Source organism: Pseudomonas sp. Wu6 (assembly GCF_019891515.1).
Taxonomy (GTDB): domain Bacteria; phylum Pseudomonadota; class Gammaproteobacteria; order Pseudomonadales; family Pseudomonadaceae; genus Aquipseudomonas; species Aquipseudomonas orientalis_A.
This window is the reverse complement of the sequence record NZ_JAFLXH010000029.1, coordinates 71,905-84,208: the sequence shown is the minus strand read 5'-3', so window position 1 is coordinate 84,208 and position 12,304 is coordinate 71,905. Positions and strand designations below refer to the sequence as shown.

General features: G+C 61.7%; 10 protein-coding genes and 1 other RNA gene. 1 reads left to right on the top strand and 10 read right to left on the bottom strand.

Features of this window, described 5'->3' with window-relative positions; genetic code table 11:
• Positions 1-212: 212 nt before the first annotated feature.
• From recR to J1G34_RS19500, 5 genes are all read right to left on the bottom strand, one after another.
• Positions 213-815, bottom strand: a complete 603-nt coding sequence (gene recR / locus J1G34_RS19520; protein ID WP_014719453.1) for a recombination mediator RecR — start codon at positions 813-815, stop codon at positions 213-215.
• A 66-nt stretch (positions 816-881) separates the two neighbouring features.
• Positions 882-1,916, bottom strand: coding sequence for an NADP-dependent oxidoreductase (locus tag J1G34_RS19515; protein ID WP_122463803.1), 1,035 nt, complete (start codon positions 1,914-1,916; stop codon positions 882-884).
• 236 nt (positions 1,917-2,152) lie between these two features.
• Positions 2,153-2,491 (bottom strand): YbaB/EbfC family nucleoid-associated protein, encoded by a 339-nt coding sequence (locus tag J1G34_RS19510; protein WP_057721228.1) that lies wholly within the window; start codon positions 2,489-2,491, stop codon positions 2,153-2,155.
• Positions 2,492-2,534: 43 nt separating this feature from the next.
• Positions 2,535-4,598 carry a DNA polymerase III subunit gamma/tau gene (gene dnaX, locus J1G34_RS19505; protein ID WP_122463805.1) on the bottom strand — a complete coding sequence of 688 codons (2,064 nt, stop codon included), beginning with the start codon at positions 4,596-4,598 and terminating at the stop codon, positions 2,535-2,537.
• Positions 4,599-4,695: 97 nt separating this feature from the next.
• The gene (locus tag J1G34_RS19500) at positions 4,696-5,610 is read right to left on the bottom strand and encodes a DMT family transporter (RefSeq protein WP_065892364.1); all 915 of its coding nucleotides are present in this window, start codon (positions 5,608-5,610) and stop codon (positions 4,696-4,698) included.
• A 102-nt stretch (positions 5,611-5,712) separates the two neighbouring features.
• Between J1G34_RS19500 and J1G34_RS19495 the strand changes: the two genes are divergently transcribed.
• Entirely contained in the window at positions 5,713-6,576 is an 864-nt protein-coding gene (locus tag J1G34_RS19495) for a LysR family transcriptional regulator (RefSeq protein WP_122736889.1), read from the top strand.
• 202 nt (positions 6,577-6,778) lie between these two features.
• Here the strand turns inward: J1G34_RS19495 and J1G34_RS19490 are convergent, their stop codons facing one another.
• The 5 genes from J1G34_RS19490 to J1G34_RS19470 all read right to left on the bottom strand — a co-directional run bounded on the left by J1G34_RS19490 (position 6,779) and on the right by J1G34_RS19470 (position 12,223).
• On the bottom strand, positions 6,779-7,369 hold the full coding sequence (locus J1G34_RS19490; RefSeq protein ID WP_222994508.1) for a hypothetical protein: 591 nt from the start codon (positions 7,367-7,369) through the stop codon (positions 6,779-6,781).
• A gap of 1 nt (position 7,370) precedes the next feature.
• Positions 7,371-8,417, bottom strand: coding sequence for an N-acetylmuramidase family protein (locus tag J1G34_RS19485; RefSeq protein ID WP_222994507.1), 1,047 nt, complete (start codon positions 8,415-8,417; stop codon positions 7,371-7,373).
• 157 nt (positions 8,418-8,574) lie between these two features.
• Positions 8,575-10,536, bottom strand: coding sequence for a P-loop NTPase family protein (locus J1G34_RS19480; RefSeq protein WP_222994506.1), 1,962 nt, complete (start codon positions 10,534-10,536; stop codon positions 8,575-8,577).
• A 150-nt stretch (positions 10,537-10,686) separates the two neighbouring features.
• An RNA gene (ffs, locus tag J1G34_RS19475) (signal recognition particle sRNA small type) lies at positions 10,687-10,783 on the bottom strand.
• Positions 10,784-11,056: 273 nt separating this feature from the next.
• Positions 11,057-12,223: a zinc-binding metallopeptidase family protein gene (locus J1G34_RS19470; protein WP_222994505.1), complete on the bottom strand. Its 1,167-nt coding sequence runs from the start codon at positions 12,221-12,223 to the stop codon at positions 11,057-11,059.
• Between the last annotated feature and the right edge of the window lie 81 nt (positions 12,224-12,304).

Here is a 12,304-nt window from a genome sequence, read left to right as displayed (position 1 = left end):
CAGCAGCGCAGCTTTACGTTCTTCTGAATAGAAAGGCATGACCATACTCTTGCCGCCCCCGGAATGCTTTTCAAAAAGCGGGGGACACGACAACTACCCTGACACCGGGGGTCAAGATCAAGAGCGACTCGCTTCGCATCGTGGTTACGGTTGGGCGCTGCTGGGTTGTGTAGATACCTATGCTCCCTCCCACAGTTTGTCCTGCTGTGGCTTTAGAGGGCGATTGGCTTGCGGCCGGCGAACGAGTGCGCCAGGGTGCCGCCGTCGACCAGTTCAAGCTCGCCACCCAGTGGCACGCCATGGGCAATACGTGAGGTGATCAGCCCCTTGTTGGTCAGCAACTGGGCGATGTAATGCGCCGTCGCTTCGCCTTCAACGGTAGGATTGGTCGCCAGGATCACCTCGGTGAAGGTGCCCTGTTCTTCGATCCGCGCCACCAGTTGCGGAATGCCGATGGCTTCCGGCCCCAGGCCATCAAGCGGCGACAGGTGGCCCTTGAGCACGAAGTAACGCCCGCGGTAGCCGGTCTGCTCCACCGCATACACATCCATTGGCCCCTCCACCACGCACAGCAGCGTGTCGTCGCGACGAGGGTCGGCGCATTGCGGGCAGAGTTCTTCTTCGGTCAGGGTGCGGCATTGGCGACAGTGGCCCACGCCTTCCATGGCCTGGCTCAGGGCCTGGGCCAGACGAGTGCCGCCGCTGCGATCACGCTCCAGCAGTTGCAGCGCCATACGCTGGGCAGTTTTCTGGCCCACGCCCGGCAAAGTACGCAGGGCGTCGATCAGTTGGCGAATCAGGGGGCTGAAGCTCATGGGCGAAGGGTCCGACAAAACAACGAGACGCGGTTTATACCCGCGCCTCGGATTAGCGTCAAATGCTCAATCCTGCGCGACGCGCACGACCAACTTGCCGAAGTTGCGCCCCTCGAGCAAACCGATAAACGCTTCGGGCGCTTGCTCCAGGCCGTCGACCACGTCTTCACGGAACTTGATCTTGCCCTCGCGAACCCAGGGCGCCATGGCGCTGAGGAACTCCGGCTGGCGATCACCGTAGTCGTCAAACACGATAAAGCCCTGGATGCGCACACGCTTGGTCAGCAAGGTGCGCTGCAGCGCCGGCAGACGATCCGGGCCGCTTGGCGCCTCGTGGGCGTTATACCCGGCGATCAGCCCGCACAGGGGCACCCGCGCCTTGGGGTTGAACAACGGCATCACGGCATCGAACACCTTGCCGCCGACGTTCTCGAAATAGATGTCGACGCCATTGAAGCAGGCCTGGGCCAGCTCGTCGGCAAAGTGTTCGCTCTTGTGGTCGATGCAGGCATCGAAACCCAACTCATCGACCACATAGCGGCACTTGTCCGCCCCCCCGGCAATGCCCACCACGCGCAAGCCCTTGAGCTTGGCCACCTGGCCCACCACCGAGCCCACCGCACCGGAGGCCGCCGCCACGACCAGGGTTTCACCGGCCTTGGGCTGGCCGATGTCCATCAGGCCCATGTAGGCGGTCATACCGGGCATGCCCAGCACCCCCAGGGCCATCGACGGGCTGGCCAGGCCGTTGGGCACCGGCATCAGGTTGCGGCCATCGGAGATACTGTGGCTTTGCCAGCCTGTGGAACCGACCACCAGGTCGCCCACCTCGAATTTCGGGTTGCGCGACTGCTCGACACGGCTGACTGCGCCACCGGTCATCACGTCGTCGATTTCCACGGGTGCTGCGTACGACGGCGCGTCGCTCATGCGTCCGCGCATGTAAGGGTCCAGCGACAGGTAGAGTGTCTTGAGCAGCACCTGGCCGTCGGCCAGCTCTGGCAGGTTTACGCGTTCGAGGCGGAAATTTTCCGGGGTCGGTGCGCCTTGAGGGCGTGAGACCAGCACAATGCGTTGGTTCAGTGTGGATTCTTGAGGCATGAAGGGGCTCCTTTAGCGAATGCATCGGTATAGGGTGCAGACCATCGGGAGGCGGTTGGGGTTCAGATCGTTCCCATGCTCTGCGTGGGAATGCATCCTCGTGACGCTCCGCGTCACCCGCCGGGACGCGGAGCGTCCCTGGCGGGTTACCACGCAGAGCGTGGGAACGATCACCAGGCACAAACAAAAATGCCAGGCACGAGGCCTGGCATTGGAGTGCAGCTAAAGCCTGCCGATCAGAACGGCAGCTTCATGCCCGGTGGCAGTTGCATGCCGGCGGTCATGCCGCCCATTTTTTCCTGGCTGCTGGCTTCGATCTTGCGCACCGCGTCGTTGACGGCAGCGGCGAACAGGTCTTCCAGCACTTCACGGTCGTCATCGCTGACGCCTTCGAGCAGGCTTGGGTCGATGCTGACGCGCTTGATGTCGTGACGACCGGTCATCACCACGCTGACCATATCGCCACCGGCTTTACCGGTGACTTCGGCGTTGGCCAGTTCTTCCTGCATCTTGGCCATTTTTTCCTGCATCTGCTGCGCCTGCTTCATCAGGCCGGCCATGCCACCTTTCATCATGGGAATCACCTCAAAAGTACGTGGATCAAAAGAGTCGCCCGGTTCATGACGCCTGGGGCGCCGGGGCTTCGACAGGTTCAATAGTATCGTGACGGACGACCGCACCGAACTGTTGCATCATTTGTTGGATAAGCGGATCAGCCTGGATCGACGCCTCCGCATCGCGCTGGCGGTTCAGGCGTCGACGCGTCGCAGCCTGGGCCGGGGTTTCCTGTTCGGGCTTGATCAGCTCGATGGCGATGGTCAGCGTGCGCCCATGGTACTGGTTGAGCGCGTCGTTCAGACGGCGCTGCTGGGTGGCATTGAACAAGGCGCTGTGGGCCGGGTCCAGGTGCAGGAGCCAGTGGTCGCCGTCGATGGCAATCAACGTGCAGTTGGCGGCGATACTGCCGGTCATGCCGGAGATCGGCAACTTTGGAAACAATTCCAGCCATTGCAGGGCCAGGCCGGTGGCCGGTGCCGCAGCGGGCTCCACTTCCGGCTCGGGGGCTGGTTCGGCGGTGTGTTCGCTGGCGAGTTCGTCCAGGTAGCTGTAGGCCGAATCCATGTCCGGCTCGATGTAGTCTTCGTCCAGCGGCGGTTCATCGTCGAGGTCGATGCCAGGCGTGGCCGCCTCGACCTGGGCCACGGTCGGCTCCGGCACCGGCGCCGATACCCACTCCGGCGCATCCAGCACTACGCTGTCCGGGGTCGGCGCGGGCATTGGCGTCAGTTCGGGCTGCTCGCCGGTGGTGTCCAGTACCGGCTCCACGGCGGGCTGTTGCTCGGGCTCGACGGGCGCTTCAACCGGGTCGTTCCAGGGCAGATCCACTACCGGGGCGATTTGCGGCTCAGGCTCAGGCTCAGCCTCGATCAGCGCTTCAGGCTCGGCCTCCGGGGCGGCAACCACCGGCTCGGTGACCGCTGGGGGTGCAACCGCCACTGGCGCGACGACCGCCGCACCAGCCACTGGTTTGGCGGAATCAGCTGTGGCCTGGCTGATCCCCACTGGCTTTAGCGGCTGTCTCGGCGCATCTGCCGAGTCGGCGGGCCGGAAGGCGAGCATGCGCAGCAGGACCATCTCGAACCCCCCGCGCGGGTCCGGCGCCAGGGGCAGGTCGCGACGGCCGATCAGGCCCATCTGGTAATAGAACTGCACGTCTTCGGCCGGCAGCGCCTGGGCCAGCGCCAACACGCGGTCGCGGTCGCCATGGCCGTTGTCGACCGCCTCAGGCAATGCCTGGGCGATGGCGACGCGGTGCAGCACGTTGAGGATTTCCGAGAGCACGCCATTCCAGTCCGGCCCCTGCTCCGACAAGTGGCGCACGGCTTCGAGCAAGGCCTTGGCGTCGCCCTCGATCAGCGCGTGCAGCACGTCGAACACCTGGCCGTGGTCCAGCGTGCCGAGCATGGCGCGCACATCGGCGGCCAGGACCTTGCCTTCACCAAAGGCGATGGCCTGGTCGGTGAGGCTCATGGCATCACGCATCGAGCCATCGGCAGCGCGGCCCAGCAACCACAGTGCGTCGTCTTCGAACGGTACGTTCTCGACACCCAGCACGTGGGTCAAATGCTCGACCACCCGCTCGGGGGTCATGTTCTTCAGGGAGAATTGCAGGCACCGCGACAAAATCGTCGCAGGAAGTTTCTGCGGGTCGGTGGTGGCCAGGATGAATTTGACGTAGGGCGGCGGCTCTTCCAGGGTCTTCAACAGCGCGTTGAAGGAGTGGCTGGACAGCATGTGCACTTCGTCGATCAGGTAGACCTTGAAGCGGCCACGGCTCGGTGCGTACTGCACGTTGTCGAGCAGTTCGCGGGTGTCTTCGACCTTGGTGCGGCTCGCGGCGTCGATCTCGATCAGGTCGACGAAACGCCCTTCGTCGATCTCGCGGCACACCGAACAGGTGCCGCACGGTGTCGAGGTGATACCGGTTTCACAATTCAGGCATTTGGCGATGATGCGCGCAATGGTGGTCTTGCCCACGCCGCGGGTACCGGTGAACAGGTAGGCGTGGTGCAGCCGCTGGCTGTCCAAGGCATTGATCAGAGCCTTGAGCACATGGGTCTGGCCGACCATTTCGCGGAACGAGCGCGGACGCCATTTACGTGCAAGAACCTGATAACTCATCGAAAACCGTCGCAACTGGGAAGCGGGAGGCGGTAATGCTAGCGGAGCAAGGGGGAAATTGCATCCGGCACGCTCGTCTTATCTGACTAAGCGCTCCTCAGAGGCCTGATCCTGCACCGGCTGTACGCCGCAAAGAACGCGCCCAGCGCGCCTCCAGGCCGATAGCTGCGACACTGGCCAGCACCATCAGCCCGCCCAGCAGCACCTGCAGGGTCATGCGCTCGCCCAGCAGCATCGCCGCCATGATCATCGCTACGGGTGGGATCAGGTACATCGCCACCGAGGCGCGGCTGACTTCAACGTGCTTGAGCACGTAGCCCCAGGCCAGGTAGGCCAGGGCACTGGGAAAAATACCGAGCACCAGCACCGCCATGTTGTCCGGCAGCGGTGCCCGTGCCACTGCAGCGGGCAGACCTGGCAGGTTCACGCACAGCATCAAGGTGCCGGACCAGACCATATAGCAGGCCAGCGTCAGCGGGCTGTAGCGGTAAGCGTAATGTCGCAGGACAGCGAAATACACGCTCCAGGACAGGGCCGCCAGCAGGATCAGCAAACCGCGTGGGTCCATCTCGGCCATGCCATGATCGCCCCGGACCACCACCAGCACACCCCACAAGCCCAACAGCACACACCCCCAGCGCCAGGCACTGACCCGCTCTTTCAGGCAGAAAAACGCAATCAACACGCTGAACAGCGGTGCCGACTGCGCCAGCACGCTGGACGCCGACGCGGTCACCCACTGCTGGCCGCTATTGAGGCAGGTGTGGTGCAGGAACACCCCGAAAAAACCCAGCACCAGCAGCCACGGCAAATCCCGCAGGCGCGGCCGGCCAATGCCCGCCACCAGCGCCACCGCGCCCATGAACAGCGAGGCGATCAGGAAGCGCAGCAACGCCAGTTGCCCAGGGCTGTAGCTGTGCAAGCCGATGTGCACGCCAATCGGCGAATACGCCCAACAGAGAATCACGACGGCAACGACTAGCGTAAGCTTCACAGGAGATGGGGCATTCATCGACGGCATCCGGGCACAGGAAAGGAATGCCATCAGTCTTGGCCCGCGCCAGGCGCAGCACAATTAAGCGTTTCTGAATTCTGAGATCACTGGAACTGAGCAATGGAACTGGCCCAACTGAAAATGGTGCGAGCCGTGGCGCAAACCGGCAGCGTGGCGCAGGCCGCCCTGCAATTGCACTGCGTGCCCTCCAACATCACCACGCGCATCAAGCAGCTGGAAAGCGAGTTGGGCACGCCCTTGTTCATTCGTGCCGGACGCGGGCTGGCGATCAGCGCCGCCGGGGAGATTTTCCTGGATTATTGCGAGCGCATCCTGGCGCTGGTGGAGGAGTCCAAACGTGCGCTGGATGCCACGGCGACACCTCGCGGCACGCTGCGCATCGGCGCGGTGGAGTCCAGCGCCAGCGGGCGCCTGCCGCCGCTGCTGGCCGAGTACCACCGGCGCTACCCTGAGGTCAGCCTGGAACTGGTCACCGGCGCCTGGGCGCAGTTGCTGGACGACCTGCAGCACCATCGCCTCGATGTGGCGCTGGTAGCCGCCAGTGGCAAACACCCGAAGCTGGAACACAGCGTGGTTTACAGCGAACGCCTGGTATTGATCGCCAGCGCGTCGAGCGCCCCCATCACCGGCGCCGCAGACCTGGCCGGCCGCACATTATTGGTGTGGCCGCCCGGCTGCCCCTACCGCGCCGCCCTGGAAAACTGGCTCAAGCCTCAGGACTTCAAGCCGGCGATTGCCAGCTATGCCAGTTGGGGCACGATCATCGGTTGCGTCAGCGCGGGGATTGGCGTGGCGTTGGCGCCCGAGGGCATTCTGGCGCGCTATGAGCAGTCCAACCCGTTGGCGTCCTATCGCTTTGAAGCGCTGGCGCCCGTGGACAACCTGCTGTTCTGGCACACGGACACCCAGCGGCACCTGGCACGGGACGCGTTCGCCGGACTGCTGCGCGAAACCTTCGGCTGACACAGTCCAAAATTTGGGAGGGTCAAGCCCCAATGCCAGTCAGTTAAGGCTCTTTGTAGGAGCGAGGGGGGCGCCTAGCTCTTGCTCGCGAAAAACTCACAGGCACCGCGTTCATTCAGGAAGCAAGCGTTATCGTTGACGTTTTTCGCGAGCAAGCTCGCTCCTACAGACTGGCATTAGGGCTTGCCCCCTCCCACTTTTTTTAGATCTTCGGTGCAGTCAACCGTGCGTACTGGTCCCGACTGATCCAACCGGTGAACGAACGCTCGCCAGCATTGATAAATTCCACCTGCGCCCAGCCGTCCTTGAACGCCAGTACACCCACCACATCATATTTGACGATGTAGGGCCGCTTTGTCGCTTTGGCGCCCGGCGTTTTCAACAGGTAAGCCTTCTCCGCCGATACCGTCACCAGGCCTATCCATTTTTTCCGCGCGGTCTGGCTCAACGCCAGGCCCGTCGCGATGTCCGGCATCAACACGTTGATGCAACCTGGATGCTGGCGACCTTGCTCCACGGTCAGGGTCACGCCGTCGGCTGCTGCCGCTACGCTGCCGGGATAAGCCGCCTCGCGCCAGGTGGTCAGCGCTTCGGGCTTACCTTGCAGAAAGAAGCTGCACCCGCGCGTCACGCCCTCGCCCATCGCTTCCGAGTAGAACCCCTCCACCTGCTGCTGCGGCGTCACCGCCAGCATCAGCCCTTCGTACTTGCCCGACTGCAACGCGGCAGGCCCTGCAAACACGGGCACCACGACGCATAACGACAACACACCCATCGCCAGTAAACGCATCATCTTATTTCTTCCCTTCCAGTACGTCGTAGGCCTGCTTCATCAGCACGTCGTAGTTGCCGTAGTCCTCACCGTTATAGTTGCGCGCCATGGCGGTAAAGTCCTTGTTTTTCATGGCCGTCATCAACGCGGTATTTTTGCCGCACAGGCTCAGATAGGCCTTGAGCTGATTGCCGGCATTGATCTTCAAGGCCGCCACGAACTCGAACACGGTCTTGAATCCGCAAGACGCGAAATTGAACCCCATGATCTGGAACATGCCCCACGAGGCCGACAGCAACGCCGCTTCCTGGTCCAGGGCAAACGCCGTGGCCATGGTTTCCCAGGCCTTGACCTGGTCCTTGTTGTTGGCCTGCCACTGCGGGCCGGCTTTTTTCTTGTAGATGTACGACAGCAGCGGGTGCGACTGGTCGTAAATGTGCTTGGTGTACTTGCGAAAGTGATGGCCTTCGAAGGCGATGATCGGCAACTTCGCTGGCCCGAAACCGACCTTCCCGCCCGACTCGATCGTGGCGAACGCCTTGATGACATTCACCGAGATGCCGTTACCCAATTGCTTGGCGGCGTTCTGAAAATCCGTATCGCTGAGCGTCATGCCGCCATCGCAGGTGGACTGCATCATCAACTGCCGGTTACGCCGTTCGGCCTCGATCACCGCACGCACCTGGTTCAGGTAGACATTGACGGTGGCCTGCACCGCATCGGCATTGTTATTGCCAAAGGCGTTGAGAAAACTCGGAATGCGCATCGTCGGGAAGGCCGTCACCGGCACCTTCAACGCCTCTTCGATCAGGCTGTTGAAGGTACGACCGGTAGGGTCGATCACGCCATCGGGGTGGGCGTACTTGAGATGACGGAACTGGTATTGGCTGATGCACTGCACCAGTTGGCCATCGCATTTGCCGTTTTCGGGCAGGGCGAAACCCAGCTTGGGAATGATCAGGTTGAATAGATACTGGATGCACTGAACATCGGCAGGCAAGTTGCGGGCTTTACCGGGCGTACCGACCGAGGCGCTGATAAGACGAGGCAACCCTTGCAGGCTTTTCATGACGGACATCCTTGTGCGTTAAAGAAGCGACTGCGCTTCGATATCAAGTCCACGCCCTTGTCGTACTCTGAAACAAGTGACCGGCGCAAGCTAACAAGGTGCCTGGGGGTTGTCCAGAGAGGCTTTCGAAAGTTGTGAATCAGCCAGAATAAATCACTCAGTAGCCATGCACATCGCGGGTCTTCTGATACTGGTGGTAGTCGATCCACTCGACCACGTCATAGGGCAGATAAAGCTGCACGGTGGCGCGGGAAATCGCGATGTACACCGCGCACAAGCGCTGATCGAACGCATACGCGTCCTGGAACTTCACATTGGTGAGCAACTCGGGCGTGAGCAGGACCCGTTCAAACTCCATGCCGCCGGCGTCTTGCGCCAACATCAATAAACAGCGCTCGCCGGGGTGGCCGCTGAGCCTGTTCAAGCGTGTCACGTCGGCCACGTTAAAGCCTTTTTCCAGTTGTTCCTCGACCCACAGGAACGCCTCATCGAACCGGCACGCGTCGCGCACCTGCTGCCAGTCGGCCATATCGCTGAAAAACGGATGGGGACCACGATCGCCGTAATCGCTGCCATAGAATTGCGGCTTGAACAGCGCGATGACGGTGTCCATGAAATAGTTGAGATCCTGCTGCGCCTCGCTGCTGGCAAACGCACAGGCACAACGCTCTTCGCTCAGTTGAATGAGCCACTTCATGGTGTCCCAGCAGGACGCGGTCAGCACCACGCAACCTGGCGGCGGCACAAAGCCCTGGGGATACAGCTCGATACCGACGTCCGCATCCCGTGCGCCCTCGAAGAGCACCTTGCTTTTCTGCGAGTGCTGGCTGATCAGCGGATTGACCAGGCGCTCGACATTGCGCCCGGAGCGTACGCTATAGCTCACATCCGTATGGCGAACCTCGCGGGCGCGCTTGACCAGCACCCCACTGGCCTGCTGATACTCGTCGCCCAGGGTGATCAGCACCTGGCGCCCGCGCTCGATGATTTGCAGCAAGGGCGCTGGAATGTCCTGGCTCTCATCAATCAATACATGGGTATAGCGCTCAGGCACCACACTGCCGGCGAGGCTGGCGCGCTTGATCATCAACAACGCTTCAAACCCGGAGTGAGCGCTCCAGGCCGGATTCGCCTCAAGGTAGCGCCATAACCGGCTGGAGTATTCGACCAGTACCTTGGCATCAACGCTGGACAGCGCTTGCTTGAAGTGCGGCAGATGTTTGGCCGACAGGCTGTAGTCCCGTGAGCCGCAGTAGTTTTCAAGCACCTTGAGGCAGACATCCAGCAGCGCCTGCCCTTCCAGATGACGAAAACCGAAGATGTTCAATTCCTGCGCCAGTGCCTGCTTGCTCGGGACACGCCCTTGGGTAGCCAACGGCTGTGACCTTGGGCCATGTAACAAGACGTGGGCAAACCCGTGGAAGGTTTGCCCGGCCTTTCTCTCCCGCACGCCCACCATGCGCGCGCGCAGGGTTTCCAGTTTTGCCGGTGTACGTGCCAGCAACAAGGTCTTTTCGGGGCGCAGATGCTCCATCAGCGCCACCAGCAGGTGACTCTTGCCAATGCCGGCGTACCCTTGCACGTGCAGGTCTTCGTTCAGGTTGGCGCGAAAGGTGCGGACCAGTTTGTCCTGCTCGGCGCTCAACCAGCGCTCGCGGTGCCTGGGCGTGACCATCTGCTGGCGGAAGGGATTGTTGGTCTTGAGGTGACGGACTTTGTACTCGACGTCCCATTGGCCGTCGGGCAATAAATACTCTCGCGCCTGGACTTCATCCGCTAACAGAAAACGCAACTTCAGGCTCTTGACCACATTGAGGCCGAAGTAAAGCTTGCGCGGGTCAAACAACCGTTGTGCCTCCGACAGCAAGCTCACGGCAGCCGAATGCCTGCCCTGCGCCGCCCAGCCAATGAGTTTGGCCAGCACCCTTTCAGCGCCCACTGCACTCAACTCGTGTTCCGGCATTTGCGCCAGATTCTGGATAACCAACACAGCGGCCAACTCCGGTTCACTCAGGGCCAGCAGCGCACCCGCACCGTCAGAACCCAACAAACCCGCACAGGTTTCATCGGTGATCGGCAAGAACACGGGGCTGGATAAATCAAAATGTTCCGAGTGCATACAGCCTCATGGCCAGGAGAGAGACGCTTGGGAGTATGCCACCAGTCGTGGAAGGGTCGTCATGCACTGCGCAATAAGCGTCACAGATGACTGGCTGAATAACTGAGATTTTTTGGGAGGGTATTACAGAAGGGAGCGTTATGGAGGCAACCCCACCAGCCACACCCCGGCACACAATGTTCCCGCTGTGGCTGCTGCCTTCCGGCTCTGACCAGGTTCACGGGTAATCGTTGCGGGGGGACCGATGGGGTCACCATAACGACGCTGGCCTCTCGGCAAGCGGGGCCATTGTACCGATCTGATCGGAAGTTACAACCGTAAAAAATGAGAAGCTTCAAGTACTTGCCATGGCCTTCAATGATGACGCTCTCCCAGCCACTCTGTAGGAGCGAGCTTGCTCGCGAAAAACGTCAACGATAACGCGTGCTTTCTGAATTAACGCGGTGCCTGTGAGTTTTTCGCGAGCTTGCTCGCTCCTACAGACTGGCATTGGGGCTTGCCCCCTCCCACATTTTTTTCATCATTGTGCCTGCAGGACCTCATCGGCCCTGCCGCCCTCTTCCTGGATGACCAGGTGGATAAAGTGCAACTTGGCTATCACCGCCGGCGGCAGCACGAAGGGGTAGAAATCCGGCTGGCCCATGGCGCGGGACAGTTCGTTGAGCATGCCGGCCAGTTCGATCCAGGCGTTGACGAAGGAGAGGAATGCCGCTCCACCAGGGTGTTCGGGGTCGTACAGGGTGGTCAGGGGAAACGGCTGGTAATCGAGGTCCATCTCCCGAGCGCTCATGCCAAACCCCAGGGCGGTGTCGACCGCGTCCATCATGTGCAGGTAGTGCGCCCAGGTCTCGGCCCAATCTTCCCAGGGGTGCATGGTGGCGTAGGCGCTGACGCAGGTTTGCTGCCAGTCCGGGCGTGGGCCGTTCTGGTAGTGCTGATCGAGCGCGTCGGCGTAACTGGCGCGTTCGTCGCCGAACAGGTTGCGAAACGGCTCGAGCCAGTGGCTGTTGGCGATCAGGCGGTCCCAGTAATAGTGGCCGACCTCATGGCGGAAGTGACCGAGCAAGGTGCGATAGGGCTCGTGCATCTGTACGCGAACCTTTTCACGATGGGCGTCGTCGGCTTCCTTGATGTCGAGGGTGATCAGGCCGTTGGCGTGACCGGTCGTGGGCGCATTGCCTTGCAGGTCGATGCCGACGAAGTCGAACGCCAGGCCGGTGTCTTCGTTGACGCTTTTGGGCACCACCTGCAGGCCCAGGCTGATCAGTTGGGCCACCAGTCGGCGCTTGGCGGTTTCCACCTTGCGCCAGCGCTCGGGATTTTCCGCGATGGACAAATCCGGAATGGTGCGGTTCAGGCTGCACGCTACGCACAGGGCCGAGGTGCTGTGCGCCGGAATCAGCCAGTTACAGGCCGCCGGGGTCTGGAGGTTGGCGCAGCGGCGAAAGGCTCCTGCGTCGAGGTCGGCGTCCAGCAGCCAGGTGTCAGCCACCGGACCTGGTTGCAGTGAAGACAAGCGGCTTTGCTGTGGGTGGTAGCCCAGCAGCGCCGAGCAGGCCAGGCACTGGCTGTTGCGAAAGAACAAGGACTGGCCGCAGCGGCATTGCCATACCTTGCTGTTACGCGAGGATTCGGCCATGAACGGTGCGGCGATGCGCGTGCTGAGTTGCTCGAAGTAGCGAAACATGGCGATCTCTCCCAGGGGTGACTGAGACTAGATCATTTCCCTCGCAGGATCGTTCCCACATTCCGTGTGGGCATGCATGCG